Origin of the sequence: Lacticaseibacillus saniviri JCM 17471 = DSM 24301 (assembly GCF_001311785.1) — a bacterium.
Lineage (GTDB): Bacteria > Bacillota > Bacilli > Lactobacillales > Lactobacillaceae > Lacticaseibacillus > Lacticaseibacillus saniviri.
The window spans coordinates 43,572-63,617 of sequence record NZ_BBBX01000007.1; the positions used below are offsets into that span (position 1 = coordinate 43,572).

Below are 20,046 nucleotides of genomic sequence, written 5' to 3' on the forward strand. Positions count from 1 at the left end.
AGCACTAATAAGGCTCCCGAAACAATCGTGGTTTTAACGATTGTCGGGGGTCAGGTTAGGCGGAACGGGCAGTGTGGGTGAGCGCGTTTAGAGCGTAACCACAGGCGGTTAAAGCATGAGGACCAGCAAAATCTTCGGTAGAATCCGATCTTGGGATTCGCCGGAGATGAGCTGGCCGGAGTGCTTTGTCTGTGGGAGCGCGTTTAGAGCGTAACCAGCCCGTTTTACAATCGAGTACTAACGGACAAGTTGTTTATCGCAATGCCAAGTCCATCATGCGCGTCGGTAATAGGTGCGCCATAGGTAGTGTCATTTTGGCATCCATGCCGAGAGAATAACGTGCTTTGACACGCGCTTTGGTTGCAATTTTTGCAATCGTTGCACCCGCTTTGGATGCGGATAACGCATGTTTCAAAAAGCGGTCTGAGAACCTACTGCCTTTGAAATCATGGCACCGTATAGTGCTTTTTGATCCGATGACATTTGCTCAGCAAAAGCCAGCGATAGATCACCACTATAGGCAGCCATCTCAGTCTGTACGCCACCGGGTTCAATGACAACCACGTCAATTCCTTGGCGCGCAACCTCGCGACGTAGTGCATCACTTGCCGCTTCAAACGCAAATTTACTGGCAGCATATGCCGCATAATTGGGTAAAGCAACCTTACCACCAACTGAAGTGATATTAATAATTCGGCCCCGACTTTCCCGCAAAAGTGGTAGCAGTTGTTGCGTCAGGGCAACTTGACCGAAGAGATTCACATCTAATTGTCGTCGCCACTCTTGTAATGGCAACAGTTCGAATGGCGCATTGAGTTCAACCCCTGCGTTATTAATCAATACCTGTAGCAAACGATGGTCCGGATCTTGCCGAATGCGTTGCACTAACAGCGCGATTTGCTGATCATCAGTAATGTCGAGGACAAAAGGCTCAATGTTCTCACCTTGTAACTGCTCAGCCTCCGTCATCGACAAGACGCCTGCGATGACGTGATACCCCATTGTTGCTAACTTGATTGCTGTTGCCTTGCCTATGCCGCTCGAAGCCCCAGTTACAACCACTAATTGTTTTGTCTGAGTTGATGTCATCATTGCGCTCCTTTTTATTTATTGGTGCTAAATATACGCAATTCGCTCAATGTTGTCAATGACAACATTGAGTTGTGCTTAAAAATAGACTGTGCTAAATTTGACACATGACAAACACATCAACGAATCACAACTATCATCATGGTAATCTGCGGGCAGAATTATTGCGCGTTGCTGAAGAAAATTTGCGGGCTGATAAGCTTGATGCACTCTCATTGCGCGAATTAGCGCGACAACTCGGTGTCAGCCACGCAGCCCCTAGTCGCCATTTTAAAGACCGGCAAGCGCTCCTCGATGCTTTAGCTGAAGATGGGTTCAATCGCCTTGCAACAGCCATTCAAGAAGCGCTACAGCCCCAGAAGGTCGACTTCCAGACTGAGTTACTGCAGGCAGTCATGGCATTTGCCACCTTTGCCACAGAGAATGCCGCACTTTTTCACTGATGAATACCGGCAAACACCAGTCCAATCAATCCGCAATTAATGTGGCCTCTGAGCACGCATTTGCGCCCATTCTCGGCCTGATTATCGCCGGACAGGCCCAAGGTAGGATCAGTGCCGGCAATCCGCGCGATATCGGGTTAATCCTATTTGCGACCATTTTAGGTATCACAACAATGGTCAACGGCCAAATGATTGCTGCAAACCAACTCACCCCCTTGGTGACCACCGCGGTAGAGCAATTCCTGCGTAGTATGCAGTGAACCTTGTGCCGCAACAAAAAAAGCGTTGTAACAAGCCATTTAGGCTGTTACAACGCTTTTTATCGTTTCTGACATTAGTTTGGGTGATTAAACATCGGCACCGCCGCCACCACTGGAGCCACCGCCCCAGTCATTGCCGCCACCACCGAAGCCACCGCCGGATCCGCCTCCGAAACCACCGCCACCAAAGCCGCCGCCTCCCCAGCCGCCACGATTGTTGCGACCAGAAGATGCTAACAAGCCTAAGATGAACCAGAGTAAACCAGAGCCGCCGCCACGACCGCCACGGCCACCGCGTCCGCCACCAAATATCAGTGCGAGCACGATGATTAACGTGACGATAATGCCGAGAACCGCACCGAAGAGCCCGGAATTACCGTTCTCATTGCTGCTATTGTTATCTTGATAGCTCTCGATAACTTCGTTCGATACGCCCTGTGGATCTTTTTTGAAGCCATATTTCTTATCGATGATGGTTGTCACCGTATTGAAGACTTTCAGAATGGCTTGATCCACTTTGGCTGGGTCTTTGGACTTGATGTTACTCAGTGAATCGTTCAGGATTTGACCCGCGAGCGCATCAGGAATATCGCCTTCAAGGCCATATCCGACTTCGATACGCATGTATTCTTGCCACCGTTCTTGGCAAAGACAATCAATACACCGTTATCCTCGCCCTTTTTACCGATCTGCCATTTTTGAAAAAGATCGGGCGCATAACTACTGATAGCATCGCCATTCGTTGACTTCACAACGGCCACGGCTACCTTAGGACGTTCACTCGTTTCGCTGTATTGCCGGCTCTTATCATCGATGCGCTGCTCGGTACTCGTACTCAAGATACCGACCTGATCGAGATAGGCATGATCCATGGGCCGACTTGGGAGTGCCTCGGCCGCGTGTACGGCTGTCAGTGGTAGGAAGAAGCTGATGATGGCCATCACGATCAGCGGCCACTTGAAGCGCCTAATTTGTGTTGCCATCAGCGTTCACCTACTTTGATGAGGAATCGCCTGTCAGATCAACCGTTGGCGCTTTGGTTGCGCCAGGATCAGCCTTGAAGGTTTCCTTAGTGCCTAATCCCATCATATTCGCAAAATATTGGTTGGGAAAGAGACGACCTTTTGGTTATACGTCTTCACTTCATCGATGTAACGCTTGCGTTCAACCGAAATCCGGTTTTCGGAGCCTTCCAACTGAGTCATCAACGTGCTGACCTGATTATTACTCTTCAAGTCAGGGTACTTTTCATTGATGACACTGATCAACGTCCCGACACTTTGGCCCAACTTAGCATCGGCATCCGCCTTATCGGCCGTCGATGTCGCATTGTTATAGTTCTGGCGTGCCTTAGCGATATCACCAAACACGGTCTGTTCTTGCTTCATTGACCCCTTAACGGCATTCACCAAGTTCGGAATCAAATCTGCCCGTCGTTGCATGACATTTTCGACCTGACTCTGTTGGGCGACCACATTTTGATTCTCTTTGGCAAGTGAGTTGTACGTGGAAACCCCAAAAATACCCAAGATGACCACCACAACACCAATTACAATCCCTGTGATTGCCAGTGGACTCATTTTCTTTTGCATACGGTTCTCTCCTTTATCGCGTGTGACCAGTCACACGTCGTTGTATTCGAGTCGTCTACGATTGCGTGGCCACCCGTGGTAACCACCTTTTTCATAACGTGCTGCGACGGCAACACTCCTCGATAAGCATATTGTATCATGTTGGTCTTAGGCAGCATCAGTCTCAAGCATGAACTTAGAAGTAGTTCACACCGATTGCATCCCGGACTTCTTGCAAGGTCTGGTTAGCCACTTCATTGGCCTTTTGGCTGCCCACTTTCAGCATTTCTGCCACAGCACCCATATCCTTGGCGTATTCCAGACGGCGATTCCGGATTGGTGCCAAGACACCATCCATGACATCGACTAAGTAGCGCTTAATCTTGACATCACCTAACCCACCGGCTTGATATTGGGCCTCAATTCAGCGACCTTGGCCTTGTCATCATCGAACACGTCCAAGTAAGTGAAGACCACGTTACCTTCAACCTGACCAGGATCTTCCACATGAATATGGTTAGGATCGGTGTACATGCTCATGATCTTTTTCTTCATGGTGTCGGCATCATCCGCCAAATAAATCCCGTTGCCCAGTGACTTACTCATCTTCGCATTGCCATCAATCCCGGGCAGGCGACCTGAACCCTTTGGTGGGAAGTAGCCTGTTGGTTCAACTAAGACATCCTTGTTGTAGGTGTGATTGAAGGTGCGCACGATTTCGCGAGTCTGTTCTAGCATCGGTTCTTGGTCGTCACCAACCGGCACAGTATCCGCCTTAAAGGCAGTGATATCGGCAGCTTGGCTGACAGGATAGATCAAGAAACCAGCGGGCACACTCTGACCGAAATCCTTTTGCTTGATTTCGTTCTTAACTGTTGGATTGCGGTTCAACCGTGATACGGAAACCAAATCCAAGTAGTACATGGTTAATTCATTGAGTGCGGGAATTTGGGATTGAACCAGAATGGTCGACTTTGCGGGATCGATGCCAACAGCTAAGTAGTCCAGCGCCACTTCCAGCAAGGAATGGCGAATCTTTTCGGGATCGCGCGCATTATCAGTCAATGCCTGCATATCCGCAATCATGATATAAGGGGTATATTCCCCAGAGTTCTGAAGCATCACGCGATTGCGCAATGAACCGATGTAATGCCCGATGTGGAGCCGACCCGTTGGCCGATCGCCTGTCAAAATAACTTTCTTGTCTGTCATGAATATATCCTCCTTGGATTATCTATTACACATTATGTTGACCTAATTGGGTTCAAAAAAGGCGCCCTATGATAAACATAGGACGCCAATGCGCGGTACCACCTAAGTTGTCGCAAACACGACCACTTGCTGGCTTAAGGCGCACCCACCGTATCTTCCCATGTAAGCCAGTTTCACTACCATTGCGGTCGACATCGCAGTTTCAGCCGACTTCCTGAACACAATCCGGTAGCTACCCATTACATGCATTGAAGACTTTCGTATCAACACGTTCTCGTTGTCTTAAATCATAAGCAAGAAAACAGTCAGTGTCAACCGGCTTACTTCTTCAAAATCGCGTAGGTGCTATCTAACCATTGATTGCCACCTAGGTTGTACCAAGCGTGGCCATTAACCGTGGTCTTAGCAAAGACTTTCCAAGATGTACCGTGTGCTAACTTCTTAGCCAATGGGTACTTACCAGGTTGCTTCCAAACAGCAATCCCGTAACCCTTGACGTAGTGCACTTGAATCACACCCTTGATGGCCTGCACCTTACCATTGTTACTTGGTTGACTGGCTGGCGCTTTACTCATCACGACTTCATTTGGTGTGGTCATCATCATGTACTTCACACCGTTGGAACCCACCGTGTTTTCAGTTTCACGAGAACCAGCTAATTGATTGACTTCAAGGTTCATCCAGCTATTAGCGCTTGAGGCTGCACTTGGTGTGTATGCGCGACTCAAGTAGGCATTCAAGTCAAGGCTCAGATAAGCTGAGTTACTTGCGATGTACAAGCGGTTGTGATCGATTGAGATGCCCTGTAATTGGTTAGCCAAAATAGGCTTGATGGACATGCCCATTTCGCGAACACTGTAGCTATTACCTTGGCGAACACCTTGAGTCAACAGATAGGCCAAGCCATTTGTAGTGGTTAAGCTAGCTGCGGCTGCGGTGTAGAAGTTACCATTGCGGTCAAAAGCCAAGGTGTTAGGGCTTGAGTAGTGGTGGCTGCCAGCATCATACAAGTAGAACTTGTCGGTCTTTTCACGGACCAATGATGTTGGGTTCACTGTTGCCATCTGAACAGGGTGATTCGATAAGAATTGATCAGCTGACTTGTTACCAAAGTTATAGGCAACCAGGAACTTAATCTTTTGTGTTGCGGGATCAAAAGCAAATGCCCCACTGGAGAAGCTACCATCAATGATGGAGAAACGCATGTGGTTACCCAAAGCATTTGGATTTGTCCGCAATAATGTTGGGTTCTTCATCAACATGCTGATGGCTGTTGTATCGAGCCGCATGATGTAGCCTTGATAGAGATAACCCGTTGATGCGCCGTTAGCGTTACGACGAGATAATGCAAAATACATATTCCCGGCATCATCCATTGTGAACCCTTGTGGTGCGGCATTGGCAAAGTAAGTAATCTTCTTGCCACTTGGGTTATTGGCGCTCACGATATCGTGATTGTGCAGATAAAAGCAGTGTGCCATTGGCTGCCCGCTTGTGTCCCTGCTGTCACCTTATAACTCTTAGGTGTTGCATTACCTTGCAAATACTTCCCGTTTTCAATCCCCTTCACGCCGCGGGTATTAACCACCGCATTGGAACGGGCACTGTAATCAGGCATTTGATAGATGTTGCTGGCAGCTTGAACAGTCACCGTCTTGACAGCATTAGGTGCACTCAACACCCCAACCGTCACTAATCCTAGTGTTGCCACTAAGGAACGTGTAATTAAGCGATTTAATTTCATTTTACTCATCCTCCTGAATACACTATACCGCAAATGAATTATTTTTCACATAAAAGCCCGCTTAAAAAGCCAAAATTTCAAGCAAAATAAGTATGACTTACTATACCAATCCCCCATAAATACGGCCTAAAGCGTACGCAATCCGATATTGAATATGATTCAAAAGGGAGTGTGACCTCACCAACTGGCTGGTCGCACTCCCTTTTTGAATCATGCTAATAATAGTAAGACAGATCACTGATCGGTGTTGGGTAAGCATAAATCTGTCGGTTTACGGCATCGCTCGAGAGCTTCTGATTAATAATCCCCGTGAAGGCATTAATCATCTCATCCGCTAATGTCGACACGACAACCGCACCCACCAAATGTCCCGTTGTTTTGTCCACAATCGTTGTGGTTTGGGCAATCGGATCCTTAATGCGGTTATAGGTATACCAAGGCGTGGTATTATTGGTGACCACTTGATAACGTGTCACATCCTGTTTGGCCTCATCCAAAGAGACACCCACTTGAGCGACCTTAGTGGCGCTAAACACGATTGTTGGAATCACCGGATACTGAATCGGATCAGTTTGACCGAGAATGTGTTGCGCGACATAGCGGCCTTCAAAGCTTGAGACCGGCGTCAACTTAGGTTGTGTCTTGGCAATCACATCACCGATGGCATAGATGGAATCCACGCTCGTCTTCAGATGATTGTCGACATGAATCCCTTTGTGGTCATACGCAACACCCACAGCATCGAGATTCAAATCCGTCACAGCACTGCGACCCATTGCCGCAAAGGCACGATAGACGGTCAGTTCAAAATCATCAGCAATTAACTTCACTTGATCGCCGACTGCTTTGACTTCAGTCAGACTGACATTCTCGTGAATTTGAATCCGTTTTTGTTTGAGTTGACCGATCAATGTTTTGACGGCTGATTCGGGGAACGCCCGCAACAGGCGATCGGAATGCACAATGAGATGAACTTCCGCCCCGGCCGTGGCCGCGATATTGGCTAACTCAAGCGCAACATAACTGCCCCCGATAAACGCCATGGTGCGTGGCAATTGATCCAGATCCAAGAAATCCGTGCTGGTACCTAACAACCCAACACCGGGAATATCCGGCATAGTTGGGGTTTGCCCCGTCGCAATCACAATGTGATCCGCCGTATAGTTCTGGCCATCCACGGTCACTGTATGGGCATCCACAAGCTGGGCCTTGCCATCCACGGTGACGATACCCGCCTGGTTCAGACCAGTCTTGGTGCCACCGGGAATGCCGCTGGTGTAGCTGCGCTTAAACGCCATCAACCGCGGCCATGAAATATCAGGGATACCAACCAGCCCATTACCAGTCATGCGTGCACTCCAGTCTCGCGCTTCAACTGCTGAATACAACATCTTCTTGGGGTCGCAGCCAAAGTTTGGACACGTGCCACCCCACCAATGATTCTCAATCACTAATACGCGCTGTTCATCTGCTAATGTGTATGCGGCTGCTAACCCACCTGGGCCGCCACCAATAATTATTGTGTCGTAGTCCATTTGACGCTCCCCCTCGCACTATTGTTTATCCGCGACCAACCGTTCGTTGAGATATTGCAACACCTCTGCTGCCGAAACACTGAACGCGGGGTCACTCGTCACATTCACCCGCTCGTGTACCTGTAGCTGTGCAATCACTGTTTCAATCGGTTGCTCCGACTTTACAGATACCGTACCACTGATTGTCGCTTTGCCAAAAGTTTTTAGCTCACGAGCTGGTTGTTCCAAAATCCCATCGGAATTCGTCGTGCTGGCAAAGAATGATGAGACAAATTCATCGACCGGGTTGGTCTGAATCGCCTCTGGGGTATCGACCTGTAACAACTTACCGTGGCTCATCACCCCAATGCGGTCCCCTAACTTCACGGCTTCAGCCATATCATGAGTGACAAACACTACCGTTTGATGATACTTGTCATGCAATTTGAGCACCAAATCTTGCAGTTGCGTCCGTGAGATCGGATCCAGCGCGGAGAATGGTTCATCCATTAGAATCACTTGTGGTTGGCTCGCTAACGCTCGTAAAATCCCAATCCGCTGCTGTTCGCCACCCGACAATTCCTTGGGGTAGCGATGGCGATACTGTTCGTGTGGCAAGTCCACTGAATCCAGCAGCTCGTTGACGCGCTTGTGCACCTTGGCTTTGGGCCAGTGTTTGAGCTCCGGAATCAACGCGATATTTTGACCCACCGTCATGGTCGGAAACAGCGCAATCTGTTGCAGCACATAACCGATGTTGTAGCGCAATTCGCGCACAGGGTAGCTTTCCACGGGTTGCTTTGCAAAGAGCACCTGGCCACTGGTCGGTGTAATCAATCGGTTAATCATTTTGAGGGTTGTGGTCTTACCACTCCCAGAGGTGCCCACAAGCACAAAGAGCTCGCCTTCATTAATATCCAAATTGAGATCGTCCACCACTGTGGTGTCATCGTATTGTTTGGTGAGATGGTTAAATGTGATCACAGTCGGCACCTCCTTATTTGAGTAATCCTTGTTGCGTCAGATACTTTTTGGCCACAGTCGACGGCTTTTCCTTCAGCACATTGACCTCGTAGTTCATCTCTTGCATCTGTTTTTCGGTAATCTGATTGGTCAGCTTCTTGAGCTGTGCCACAATCGTCGGGTGTGCTTGGCAAATTTCTGCGACATCAATGGGGCACCACGATAGGTTGGGAAAAGCTTGCGGTCATCTTGTAAGGCTAACAGGTGGTATTGGCGCAATTGCGAGTCTGTTGTGTAGCCATCCGTGATATTGACCGTCCCCTTGGTCAGCGCCTGATACCGCAGCGATGCATCCAAAGACTTCACTTGGAATTGCAGACCGTACACATCTTTGATGCCGCGATAACCATCACGGCGATCAATGAACTCGAGATCAAAGCCTGCATGCAGTTGGCCGGTGACCTTATTCAGATCCGAAATAGTTTTGAGCTGATATTGCTTGGCGAACTTCTGTGTCACCACCACGGCATAGGTGTTGTTGTACTGCATCGGTGGCAACATCGTCAGTTGTTGTTTCTTCAATAAATCGTTGGCAATCTGATAGCTGTCCCCGGCGGCCGCTTGCTTGAGTTGGGTCTTTGTCGGCTTCGTGAGACTCTCAAGCACCGTTCCCGTGAATTCAGGATAGATATCGATTTGATTGCTCTTCAATGCATTGAACAAGAAGCTGGTCTGACCAAAATTCGGTTTCAGTGTCACCTTCGTATTCGGTGATTTGGCCGTAATCAATTCTTTGTACATATTAATCAAGATATCAGGTTCGGAACCCAACTTGCCGGCGATTACCACCTCTTCTTGTGGCTTCACAACGGCTTGATAGGTCGCCACACCACCGAATCCCAGCAGGATCGCGCCCAGTGCCATCACACTGTAGCGCCAACGCACTTTTTGCAGGAGCTGTAACCCAAATGAAAAAAGAATCGCGAGCAACGCGGCAGCCAGTGCCCCCAATAAGGTGAGTGCAGGATCGTTACGATCGATCCCCAGCAGAATAAAGGTCCCCAAACCACCCGCACCGATCAGGGCCGCCAGAGTTGCCGTCCCAATAATTAACACGGTAGCCGTCCGAATCCCGGAAATAATCACGGGCATCGCCAACGGCAGTTCCACGCGCACTAACTTCTGCAGGCGCGACAAACCAAACGCGGTCGCCGCCTCTTCATATGACGGATCGATTTCATCGAGACCCACGTATGTATTTTGGAAAATAGGCAATAGCGCATAAACCACTAAGGCAATGATGGCCGGTAGATTGCCAATCCCCACGAATGGAATCAGCAGTCCCAGCAGTGCAAGTGAGGGAATGGTCTGCAGAATCCCGGTGAGTTGGAGCAAGACGTTCGCAATTTTTTTGTGCGGTTGCACCCAGATTGCTAATGGCACCGCAATGATGGTGGCAATCAATAGGGCGAGCAATGATAACTGTAAGTGTTGTAGCAACGCGGTCCACAATTCACCACGTCGCGTCATGAGGGTTTGAATAAAGGCGTTCACGGTAATCTCCAATCTTGGTTCATAATCAATTGATTCACGTTATCTTCATCTTACTCGGCTAACAAAAGGTGTGTCTAGCAAAGCAGATATTTGCTGAACATCAGTACCCATTAGTGTACTCTTTTCACTTCTTGACGTCAGCGCGAATGCTTTACTTTTGGCAGAAATACGCCTACACTATTAGTCAACTTATTTTTACGGATGACGCATATAAAGGAAGGATTCGCTTGAAAAATAAAACAAAAAAGCTGAACAAGAACGCGTCAATCATGTGATTCAACGAATCGATTCACGGCTCGATGATATTGTGACGCAAATTGAATCAGCGCACCAAGAAACCAGCCGGATTGAACAAGATTATGGTGACAACACCAAGGTCAATGTTTTTGAAGTCGATGATCGCATGGAAACCAATGCTGCCGTGCAACAACAAAAGCAAATGGTCGCACGTGCTGTTGAAAATGAAACGATTTTGAAGAATGAACAGCAACAGCTCACACGGCTGCAAACCAGTCCTTACTTCGGCCGCATCGACGTTGCAGAAGATGGTGACACCGATACCCTCTATATTGGGACAGCCACCTTCATGGATCAGAATGATTTTCTGGTTTACGATTGGCGCGCCCCCGTTGCTTCTATTTATTACAACGGGACGCTGGGGCCAGTGAACTACGACACCCCAACCGGTCAAATCAGCGCCGAGCTTTTGAACAAGCGCCAGTTCACCATTCAAGATGGCAAGATTACCGCGATGTTTGATACCAACGAAACTGTCGGCGACGAAATGTTGCAGGCCGTTCTCGGTGAACAGAGCGACACCGCCATGCAAAATATCGTGGCCACGATTCAAAAGGAACAAAACGATATTATCCGCGACACCACATCTGATCTCTTGGTTGTTCAAGGGGTCGCCGGTTCCGGTAAGACCAGTGCGGTCCTGCAGCGAGTTGCGTACTTGCTGTATCACAGCCGCAGCCAGCTCGATGCCGATCAGATGGTCTTGTTCTCACCTAACCAACTCTTCGCCAACTATATCTCCGCGGTTTTACCGAGTTTGGGTGAAAAGAATATGCGTCAGGCCACACTTGCGGAATTCTTCGCCAAGCGCTTCTCTGGCTTACACGTGCAGACCATGTTCGAGCGCTTTGAACGCGACCAAATCAGTCTGCCTGAAACCACAAAGACGATTCGCCGCTTCAAGGAATCACATGAATTCCTGACGGCCATCGATGGTTATCTCAAGGCCAACCGCGATACGCCATTCTTTGTCGATATCGAATTGAACGGTGAGGTCTTCTTCAGCGCCAACACCATCACGCGCATCTATCAGCAACAACCAAAAATGCACTGGCCGCCGATAAGTTCCTGGCGACAAAGAATGCCCTGATCAAGCGTCTGAACCAACGCATCGGCATTGAGATTCATCAGGATTGGGTCCAAGAGGCTGTCACCTTGTTATCCGATTCAGAGTTGCGTGACTTGTTGAATGGTCACCACTTTGAATCCGGTGACGATGAAGCGCGCTTCATTTCTCGTCAAGTCGTCGCGGATGCCTTTGCTCCCGTGTACGACGCCATTTATAATGACTATTTCTTTGACAGCTATCAGGAATACGGGCGTTTCTTGACCACCATTGAGACCCCAGTTGATGCCAGTATCTGGCAGACCATGGTCGAAAGTGTAATGGCGGGGTTGGAGCAGCATCAACTCAACCTGGATGATGCCGCACCGATTCTGTATCTGCGTGATCAACTGACCGGTAGCGGGATCAACCGCGGCATTCAGTACGTCTTTGTCGATGAGATGCAGGATTACAGCATGGCGCAACTTTTCTATCTCCATCACGCCTTTCCACGCGCCAAATTGACCTTCCTAGGAGACGCCAAGCAGGATGTCTTCACCAGTCACTATCAACCAAGCGATTTCATCCACGAGATCGGTGACGTGTTCAAGGGGATGCACGTGCGGCTGATTGAATTGAACCGCAGTTATCGTTCAACCGCGCCGATCACTAACTTCGGTAAGGCACTGCTCGATAAGAGTGACCACATTCAGGCGTTCAATCGTGATGGCGACAAGCCCCAAGTCATCACGACCAATCGCGATCAGGCCATTAGCACCCTCGCGCATTTGGTCGATGACCTGCTGACCACGCAGAGTACCGTTGCCATCTTGACCAAAGACCAGGCGGCGGCTAACCAGCTCTATGCCACCCTGCATGTCGATCAGCCGGTCACGCTGCTCAACTTGAACGATCATCAGCTCAAAACTGGCTGTCTGATTCTGCCTGTTTACCTCGCCAAGGGGCTCGAGTTCGATGCCGTTATTGGCTATGACATCTCAGCTGACACCTATCAAAGCGATGCGGATCGCGACATTCTCTATACACTGAGCTCACGTGCCCTACATTCACTGAGTTTGGTCTGTATCGACCAACCGAGTCCACTATTGGTCGATCTGCCGAGTGACCTGTACACGGAGATTAAGAGCGTGACAAGTCCGGTGCAGTAACGCGATTAATCGATTTTGTTCGGAAATCGAAAGAGGAGCTATGACAAAACAATGTTTTGTCATAGCTCCTCTTTTTTCATGCCAAGTTCAATTCATACGCTAAGCGCGCGTTGTCTTCATGATTCTCAGCGGGTTCATCCACGTAGATTTTGCCCCGATGCTGATAACCAACACGACCCACAACCGCCTGCATCCGCTTGTTCAAAGCATGCGTATCGATGCGGAAGTTGCGCACACCATCGCGATACGCGGCGCTGATTAGGTTGGAGAAGAAGAAATAGCTCAGGTGTTGTCCCGCAAACCATCCCCGATCGCAATCCGGTGAATCGTCGCATAAGGATCGACTTCATTGTGCCAGGCACCATCCCAGATTTCGGTGTAATTGCCGTCATTGCCCACAATCATCGTTGCGGTCCCCGCAATCACATCATCGACCATCAATAACCAACATTGCTGGGCCGAAATATCTTGGCGTAATGTTGCTGGATCCGGATAACCGTCTTGCCATTGTGGACTGCCATCTTTTTGAGCATGGCCTTGGCATGATCGATAATCGTCATGATGGCAGGCAAATCGCTCTGTACTGCACGTTTAATATAAATCAAACTCATCCTGGTGCCCCCCTTTAATCAATTGATTTCAGCATATCACGAATCAGTTTTGACCGACATCAAAAAATAAGTTTGTGAATTATTGAATACCTTTGACAAGCGATACAACGCGCGTATGATGGGGGTGTTATCAATAATCAAAATCATGGGTAAAGCTGGCGATATTATGGCAAATCAGCCATTAACAACAGACAACGCCGCACAAATGGCGCTCAACGATTTGGATCAACAATTAGGCACAACCGCGGACGGTCTCACACAAGAGGCGGCGGCCAAACGCCTCGAAACTGTGGGGCCGAACACCATTCAACACAGCCAAAAGCAATCACAACTGCTGCGCTTCTTGAAGAACTTCACCTCACTCATGGCGCTGCTACTCTGGGTGAGCGGCTTTGTGGCCATGTTTGCGGGCATGCCTGAACTCGGAATTGCCATCTGGGCCGTCAATATTATCAATGGCTGTTTCTCCTTCTGGCAGGAACACGCCGCACAAAAGGCAACCGATTCGCTGCGCAAGATGTTACCAACGTATGTGAATGTCATTCGGGATGGTAAGGTCACCCAGATCGATGCGGATGACTTGGTTCCCGGTGACGTCTTCCAGATTCAAGCGGGTAACTCGATACCAGCTGACGCACGCATCACTGAAGCCGCCTCACTGCAGGTGGATGAATCGGCACTCACAGGTGAATCGCTCCCTGTTTTCAAGCAGGTCGCTTACGAACACGATGATGGTAAGTTTGCCTTGAAGAATATTGTCTTCGCTGGCACCATTGTCACCAGCGGGACAGCCACGGCTACCGCACTGGCAACAGGGATGCAAACCGAATTCGGTCAAATCGCCAAATTAACGCAGAGTCAAAAACAGACCACTTCACCACTGCAGCGTGAACTCAATCGTCTCACGCAGCAGCTTTCGCTCATCGCGATTGGTATTGGGGTCGCCTTTTTTATTCTCGCGATCTTCTTCGTTCATTATCCAGTCGCAAAATCCTTTATCTTTGCCCTCGGGATGGTCGTTGCCTTCATTCCTGAAGGCCTCTTGCCAACAGTGACCCTGTCGCTTGCGCAAGGTACCACACGAATGGCCAAGAAACACGCATTACTGAAGGATCTCAACAGTGTCGAAACATTGGGTGAAACCACCGTCATCTGTTCCGATAAAACAGGAACACTGACGCAAAACCAAATGACGGTGAATCACATCTGGTTACCTGGCCAAGAATATACGGTCAGCGGGACGGGTTATGTCAATAACGGTCACATTCAACTGAACCAAAAAGACTTCGACATCAGTCAAGACGCTAACCTCGCTCGCCTGCTCGATATCGCTTTGTTAAACAATGATACTAAGCTGGAAACACCAAAGGATAATCAAGCTACCACCAAGATTCTGGGCACCCCAACAGAAGCCGGGCTCAATATTTTGACCGACAAGGCTGGACTCGATAAGGTCAAAGCGCTGCAGGCCACCCCGCGCATTGCGGAACTGCCATTCGATTCTGATCGCAAGCGCATGACCACCGTGCAACAACTGCCTGAACAACAGCGCATGTTGTACACCAAGGGCGCCCTCGATGGCGTGATTCAGATCTGCGACCAGATTCTCGATCGCGGAACGGTTCGCCCCCTCACCGCAACTGATAAGGCAGCAATCGATGCCGCCAATAAGAAATATGCGGCTGACGGCTTACGGTCACTCGCATTTGCTTATCGGACAGAAGCCGATAGTGTCACCCCCGATCCTGCTACATACAGCATCAAGACCGCCGAACAACACATGACTTTCGTTGGTTTGGCCGCCATGTCTGATCCACCACGGCCCGAAATCTATGCGGCTGTTGAACAGTGTCATCGTGCTAACATTCGGATTATTATGGTCACGGGTGATAGCGCCCTGACTGCTAAGAGTATCGCTGTCAAAATCGGTCTTACCTCAGCGGATGCCAAGGTGATTACCGGCGACCAAATCGATTCCATGAGCGATGCTGAGTTGCAACAAGCCGTCAAAGGTGAAGTTATTTTTGCACGCGTTGCCCCTGAGCACAAGTTCCGCATCGTCTCGATGTGCCAAGCTAATGGCGATGTCGTCGCCTCGACTGGGGACGGGGTCAATGATGCCCCAGCACTCAAGAAAGCTGATATCGGGATTGCCATGGGGGTTACAGGTACCGACGTCGCAAAGGATGCCGCGGATATGATCCTGACCGATGACAATTTTGCCTCAATCGTCGCTGCCATTGAAGAAGGCCGCACCGTTTATAGCAATATCCAAAAGTTCCTGCTCTATATCTTGAACAGTAACGTACCTGAAGCCATTCCGTCCGTTCTCTTCTTATTCACTCGCGGCTTGGTGCCACTGCCACTGACCGTGATGCAAATTCTGATGGTGGATCTCGGGACTGACATGTTGCCAGCGCTGGGGTTGGGTGCTGAAAAGAGTGAACCCGGGATTATGGATCAGCCACCGCGGCCACGCAATGCGCACCTGTTGAGTCGCTCGATTATCTGGAAGGCGTTTGGACTTTATGGCTTAACCGCCTCACTGATTTCATCATTGGCCTATTTCTTCGTGAATATGACTTACGGTTGGCCCGCAAACGCACTGGCAGCCAGCGGCCCCGTTTATCGTGAAGCCACAACGATGACATTAGCTGCAATTGTCTTCTGCCAAATTGCAGCGGCGATTAACTGCCGGACCCAATTATCCTCCGTCTTCAAGATTGGTATCTTCAGTAACCGGCACATCATCTGGGGGATTGTCTTTGAAGTCTTCTTGCTCACTTGCTTGATGTATATCCCACTGCTGCAAGGACTGTTCAATACCGCGCCAATCGGTGGTGTGGAATGGGTGATTCTCCTCTGCATCCCAGTACCATTGATTCTGCTCGAGGAAACACGCAAGTACTTTGTCAGAAGACATGTCTTAAAGAGTGCGACAAAAGGCGCTTAAACATGAGGATTAGCAAAATCTTTGACAGAAGCCGGTTTGTGGCTTCGGCAAAGATGAGCTAACCGGAGTGTTTTGCCTTTGGGAACACGTTTAGAGTGCGACAAACCCCGCTTAACAATCGAGGACGAGCTAACTTTGAACGCCGTGCCAGCTATGACACACGTTTTAGGTGCACCCCCACATGAATTAAATTCACTTAAACAACAAACATAAAAAGGGCTGTGATAAAACCAATCGGTTTTGTCACAGCCCTTTGTTAGTAACAGTAATAGTGATGAAACGTGTGCCAAAAGCATCTTTTGTCACACTCGCAGCTTTATGCTTTGCTCTTTTTACCCTGACGTAACCGTTCAAAGGCAATGGCCGCCGCAATCACCAGTAAGATGGCGGAGATGAAGAAGGATAGCCGCATCGCCGAAATGAACAAGTCATTTTGATGCAAAGGATACGTGGTCACGCGTTTGCCTGCTTGGGCACTCATGATGCCAAACAGCGATGTCGTTGAGAAGCTGACCCCAAGAATCATCCCAAGATTCCGTGCCAAGGCATTGACACTACCGGCAATCCCCAACCGATCAGTCGGTACAGCTGACATCACGGTTGCATTATTAGGTGACTGGAATAAGCCGAGGCCAATCCCAATCAAGATGGCCGTGCCACCAAAGTACCATAATGAGGTGTCGAGTCCGAATAAACCGTCATGAATTGCGCAATCACCGCGATACTCAAACCGAGTGCCGCAATCTTAGGCCCACCGAAGCGATCGGCTAGCACCCCACCGACTGGACCAGAGACCAACATCGTCAGTGGAATAATCGACAGCAGGATCCCAGAGAAGCCTGATGAGAAGCCGCGTGCATTGACCAAATAGTATGGAATCAACACATTGAAGAAGAACCCATTAATGAAGACCAACAGAGCCGCGATGAGGCCCAAGCTGTAGTCCGCAATTTTAAAAATCGAGAGATCCAGCAACGGTGCCTTCGCGTGATTTTCAACGTAAACAAAGGCAATAAAGGACAGAATCGCAACCACAAAGCTGGCCCAGATGATTGGGGTAAATCCGACGACCTGTGCCTGCAAGACGCCGTAGAAGAAACTGACGATAACCAAGGTGAAGGTCCCAGTCCCCAGCCAATCGATGGGCGCTGCCTGAACGGGTTCCTGCTTAGGCAGGCTGCGTAACCCGATTAGAATCGCGATTAAGCCAATTGGCACATTGATCCAAAAATATAATTCCATGGTAAATAATTGAGAATCAGACCACCAAATGCTGGTCCGGCAACAGACCCTAACGCCACGAAAGTCCCAATAACCCCCATCGCGCGGCCACGTTGGCTCGCAGAAAAACGTGCTGGTGGTAATCCCGAAACTATTCGACATGGTCATTGCGGCCCCTGTGGCCTGAATCACCCGTGAGAACAGCAGGAAGGCCAGCCCCATATTGAGCCCCGATAAGAATGATCCCAGAATGAAGACGGCAGTCCCGATTTTGAAGACGCGACTGCGACCCACGACATCACCCAAGCGACCAAAGAACATCAACAACGAGCTGATGGTAATCAGATAAATCGAAACCACCCACTCAATCTGACTGGAACTCACATTGAGTGCTTTTGACATAATTGGCATGGCGATATTCACAATCGAGCCATCCAATGTTGACATGAAACTAAATATTCCCAGCGCAATCAACGTCGAAACGTTCTTGCGCCCTTGTGACGGTGCATTTTGTGCCATAAACTCGCTTCCTCTCAAAGACAGTATCAGCTTTATTTTGAGCGCACTGGCGGAAATGTCAATTATTTAGTTTGAGTCACGAACAATATTCAAGAACATAAAAAAACACCCAGATTTCTCTGGGTGTTTTTGCTCAGCCATCTATCGGGCTTGAACCGACGACCTCATCCTTACCATGGATGCGCTCTACCTACTGAGCTAAGATGGCATGGCGATTTGTTAAAAACAACTGCCTAACTAATATACAATATACGGCAGATTGTTGCAACACTTTTTCGCCATTTTTTTGAGCAAGATTAGCGTTCTCCACGCCATTCAGCCTTGAATTCGTCAAGAAAATCGAGCATCACTTGTTGCCGATGTTGCGCAATTTTTTGGCCGCATCCGTATTCAACAGATCTTGCAGTAACAGCAATTTTTCATAGAAATGATTGACTACCGAACTCTCCTGCTGTCGATACGTCTGACCGTCCAATTCACTGCGTGGGGCCACGTCCGGTTGATACATCGGCGTATCGTGCGCTCCCCCCGTAATAGAAGGTGCGCGCAATGCCAATGGCACCAATCGCATCCAACCGATCCGCATCTTGAACCAACTGGCCTTCTAGGCTCAATGATGTGGAGTGATCGAGCTGATAGCGATACGACATCTGATCAATAATCGCAAAGATTGCCTGCTGATCATCTTGTGTGATTGCCGCTGTCTGCATCGCTTGGCCCGTATTCGCCTTTGCCGCAGCGACATCGTTAACCAGCTTCTGGTCATAGGTATCGTGTAACAGCGCAGCGACCACAACAATATCGCGCTTGGCCGCGGGCGTTTGTTGCGCCAATTGTTCAGCAATTGCGACCACGCGATCGATATGATCCATCCCGTGTCCGGTGTGATCTGAATCTAACACCTGCTGCGTGAATTGCTTCAGCTGTGCCCATTGTTGGGTACTAAGCATCGTAATCCTCTGGGGAATCTGGCCATTGATCGACTTCATCCTTGTAACCCTTTGGATTGCCGTGCCAATAGAAATCATCCAGCCACAAGCTGCGTTGTTCCTTATTCAGGTCTTCAATTTGCTTCATTTCAGCTTGGCTGAGTTGGAAGTCATAGACATCCGCATTTTCAATAATCCGTGCTTCATGAACGGACTTTGGAATCGTGATGATGTCACTCTGCAAGTCAAAGCGCAAGATAACTTGGGCTGTTGTCTTGTGATGTGCATCAGCAATGGCTTGAATGGCTGGGTTCGTCAAACTTGCCCCACCGCCCAATGGTGACCATGCTTCAATCGCGATATCATACTTCTTCGCAAATTCACGAATCTTGGTATCTTGCACGAGTGGGTTGAATTCAATTTGGTCAACCGCTGGCACCACTGTTCCGGCATCCAGAATCTGTTGTAAGTGTGTTTCGTCGAAGTTAGAAACACCGATAGCACGCACACGGCCTGCCTTGTACAGGGTTTCCAGTGCTTGCCAAGTTGCGACAAAGGTATCATCGACTGGCCAGTGAATCAGGTATAAGTCAATGTAATCGAGTCCCAAACGCTTCAACGTGCCTTCAAACTTTTGCAAGGTTGAATCAAAGCCTTGGTCGCCATTGAAGACCTTGGTTGTGATGAAGAGATCTTCGCGCTTCTTGCCTGTTGCTTCGAGGCCGGCAGCAATTCCGCGGCCCACACCAGTTTCGTTCCCGTATTGCTTAGCGGTATCGATTAAGGTGTAGCCATCCTTGATTGCCTGCGTCACGCTGGTTTCTGCGGTTTTGTTGTCGGTCTTCCAGACACCTAACCCCAGACGTGGCATCTCCACGCCATTGTTCAATACATACTTACTGTCTAAATTAAATTGTGCCATGATTGACCATCCTTTCAAAGTGATTCCAAT

General features: G+C 49.1%; 12 protein-coding genes, 1 tRNA gene and 7 pseudogenes. 4 read left to right on the forward strand and 16 right to left on the reverse strand.

The annotated features are described in order from the left end of the window. Window positions 1-253: 253 nt before the first annotated feature. Entirely contained in the window at window positions 254-415 is a 162-nt protein-coding gene (locus tag JCM17471_RS15055) for a hypothetical protein (protein ID WP_225354140.1), read from the reverse strand. Then, on the reverse strand, window positions 412-1,089 hold the full coding sequence (locus JCM17471_RS05180; RefSeq protein WP_054777079.1) for an SDR family NAD(P)-dependent oxidoreductase: 678 nt from the start codon (window positions 1,087-1,089) through the stop codon (window positions 412-414). Before JCM17471_RS05180 ends, JCM17471_RS15055 begins: the two co-directional genes overlap by 4 nt. A 107-nt stretch (window positions 1,090-1,196) precedes the next feature. On the opposite strand from JCM17471_RS05180, the gene JCM17471_RS15060 reads away from it, so the two are divergent. Both JCM17471_RS15060 and JCM17471_RS15065 read left to right on the forward strand, forming a co-directional pair. Next, window positions 1,197-1,532 carry a TetR/AcrR family transcriptional regulator gene (locus tag JCM17471_RS15060; protein ID WP_225354141.1) on the forward strand — a complete coding sequence of 112 codons (336 nt, stop codon included), beginning with the start codon at window positions 1,197-1,199 and terminating at the stop codon, window positions 1,530-1,532. Beyond that, complete coding sequence (locus tag JCM17471_RS15065; protein ID WP_225354142.1) at window positions 1,532-1,792, forward strand: hypothetical protein; 261 nt, start codon at window positions 1,532-1,534, stop codon at window positions 1,790-1,792. The genes JCM17471_RS15060 and JCM17471_RS15065 overlap by 1 nt, the downstream gene beginning before the upstream one ends. A gap of 87 nt (window positions 1,793-1,879) precedes the next feature. Here JCM17471_RS15065 and JCM17471_RS15860 read toward each other — a convergent pair. From JCM17471_RS15860 to JCM17471_RS05230, 8 genes and pseudogenes are all read right to left on the reverse strand, one after another. After that, window positions 1,880-2,733: pseudogene (locus JCM17471_RS15860) on the reverse strand (TPM domain-containing protein). A 52-nt stretch (window positions 2,734-2,785) separates the two neighbouring features. Further along, window positions 2,786-3,384: pseudogene (locus JCM17471_RS05200) on the reverse strand (LemA family protein). A 175-nt stretch (window positions 3,385-3,559) separates the two neighbouring features. Further along, window positions 3,560-4,575: pseudogene (gene trpS, locus JCM17471_RS05205) on the reverse strand (tryptophan--tRNA ligase). A gap of 320 nt (window positions 4,576-4,895) precedes the next feature. Then, a complete protein-coding gene (locus JCM17471_RS05210) occupies window positions 4,896-6,056 on the reverse strand; it encodes a hypothetical protein (RefSeq protein WP_054777082.1) in 1,161 nt (386 codons plus the stop codon). Then, window positions 6,017-6,319: a hypothetical protein gene (locus JCM17471_RS05215; RefSeq protein ID WP_054777083.1), complete on the reverse strand. Its 303-nt coding sequence runs from the start codon at window positions 6,317-6,319 to the stop codon at window positions 6,017-6,019. Before JCM17471_RS05215 ends, JCM17471_RS05210 begins: the two co-directional genes overlap by 40 nt. A 215-nt stretch (window positions 6,320-6,534) precedes the next feature. Continuing rightward, complete coding sequence (locus JCM17471_RS05220; protein ID WP_054777084.1) at window positions 6,535-7,854, reverse strand: dihydrolipoyl dehydrogenase family protein; 1,320 nt, start codon at window positions 7,852-7,854, stop codon at window positions 6,535-6,537. Between the two features lie 18 nt (window positions 7,855-7,872). Further along, on the reverse strand, window positions 7,873-8,826 hold the full coding sequence (locus JCM17471_RS05225) for an ABC transporter ATP-binding protein (protein WP_414018121.1): 954 nt from the start codon (window positions 8,824-8,826) through the stop codon (window positions 7,873-7,875). 4 nt (window positions 8,827-8,830) lie between these two features. Further along, window positions 8,831-10,350, reverse strand: a pseudogene (locus tag JCM17471_RS05230) (ABC transporter permease/substrate-binding protein). 271 nt (window positions 10,351-10,621) lie between these two features. Here JCM17471_RS05230 and helD point away from each other — a divergent pair. Beyond that, window positions 10,622-12,861, forward strand: a pseudogene (helD, locus tag JCM17471_RS05235) (RNA polymerase recycling motor HelD). A gap of 76 nt (window positions 12,862-12,937) precedes the next feature. Here the strand turns inward: helD and JCM17471_RS05240 are convergent. Then, window positions 12,938-13,472 (reverse strand): annotated as a pseudogene (locus JCM17471_RS05240) (GNAT family N-acetyltransferase). Between the two features lie 166 nt (window positions 13,473-13,638). On the opposite strand from JCM17471_RS05240, the gene JCM17471_RS05245 reads away from it, so the two are divergent. Continuing rightward, a complete protein-coding gene (locus JCM17471_RS05245; protein ID WP_054777114.1) occupies window positions 13,639-16,425 on the forward strand; it encodes a cation-translocating P-type ATPase in 2,787 nt (928 codons plus the stop codon). Window positions 16,426-16,741: 316 nt separating this feature from the next. Here the strand turns inward: JCM17471_RS05245 and JCM17471_RS16770 are convergent, their stop codons facing one another. The 5 genes and pseudogenes from JCM17471_RS16770 to JCM17471_RS05265 form a co-directional block, all read right to left on the reverse strand. Continuing rightward, the gene (locus tag JCM17471_RS16770; RefSeq protein WP_439646746.1) at window positions 16,742-17,071 is read right to left on the reverse strand and encodes an MFS transporter; all 330 of its coding nucleotides are present in this window, start codon (window positions 17,069-17,071) and stop codon (window positions 16,742-16,744) included. Next, window positions 17,068-18,165: an MFS transporter gene (locus JCM17471_RS05250; RefSeq protein WP_439646747.1), complete on the reverse strand. Its 1,098-nt coding sequence runs from the start codon at window positions 18,163-18,165 to the stop codon at window positions 17,068-17,070. The genes JCM17471_RS16770 and JCM17471_RS05250 overlap by 4 nt, the downstream gene beginning before the upstream one ends. A gap of 135 nt (window positions 18,166-18,300) precedes the next feature. Further along, window positions 18,301-18,373: transfer RNA gene (locus JCM17471_RS05255), tRNA-Thr, on the reverse strand. A gap of 88 nt (window positions 18,374-18,461) precedes the next feature. Then, window positions 18,462-19,115: pseudogene (locus JCM17471_RS05260) on the reverse strand (HD domain-containing protein). After that, window positions 19,108-20,016: an aldo/keto reductase gene (locus JCM17471_RS05265; RefSeq protein WP_054777086.1), complete on the reverse strand. Its 909-nt coding sequence runs from the start codon at window positions 20,014-20,016 to the stop codon at window positions 19,108-19,110. The pseudogene JCM17471_RS05260 and the gene JCM17471_RS05265 overlap by 8 nt, the downstream one beginning before the upstream one ends. Between the last annotated feature and the right edge of the window lie 30 nt (window positions 20,017-20,046).

Bases quoted from the DNA above. Each gene is read 5' to 3' on its own strand.
- JCM17471_RS05180 (WP_054777079.1), bottom strand. From the start codon at position 1,089: ATGACATCAACTCAGACAAAACAATTAGTGGTTGTAACTGGGGCTTCG.
- JCM17471_RS15060 (WP_225354141.1), top strand. From the start codon at position 1,197: ATGACAAACACATCAACGAATCACAACTATCATCATGGTAATCTGCGG.
- JCM17471_RS15065 (WP_225354142.1), top strand. From the start codon at position 1,532: ATGAATACCGGCAAACACCAGTCCAATCAATCCGCAATTAATGTGGCC.
- JCM17471_RS05210 (WP_054777082.1), bottom strand. From the start codon at position 6,056: ATGGCACACTGCTTTTATCTGCACAATCACGATATCGTGAGCGCCAAT.
- JCM17471_RS05215 (WP_054777083.1), bottom strand. From the start codon at position 6,319: ATGAAATTAAATCGCTTAATTACACGTTCCTTAGTGGCAACACTAGGA.
- JCM17471_RS05220 (WP_054777084.1), bottom strand. From the start codon at position 7,854: ATGGACTACGACACAATAATTATTGGTGGCGGCCCAGGTGGGTTAGCA.
- JCM17471_RS05245 (WP_054777114.1), top strand. From the start codon at position 13,639: ATGGCAAATCAGCCATTAACAACAGACAACGCCGCACAAATGGCGCTC.
- JCM17471_RS05250 (WP_439646747.1), bottom strand. From the start codon at position 18,165: ATGGCACAAAATGCACCGTCACAAGGGCGCAAGAACGTTTCGACGTTG.
- JCM17471_RS05265 (WP_054777086.1), bottom strand. From the start codon at position 20,016: ATGGCACAATTTAATTTAGACAGTAAGTATGTATTGAACAATGGCGTG.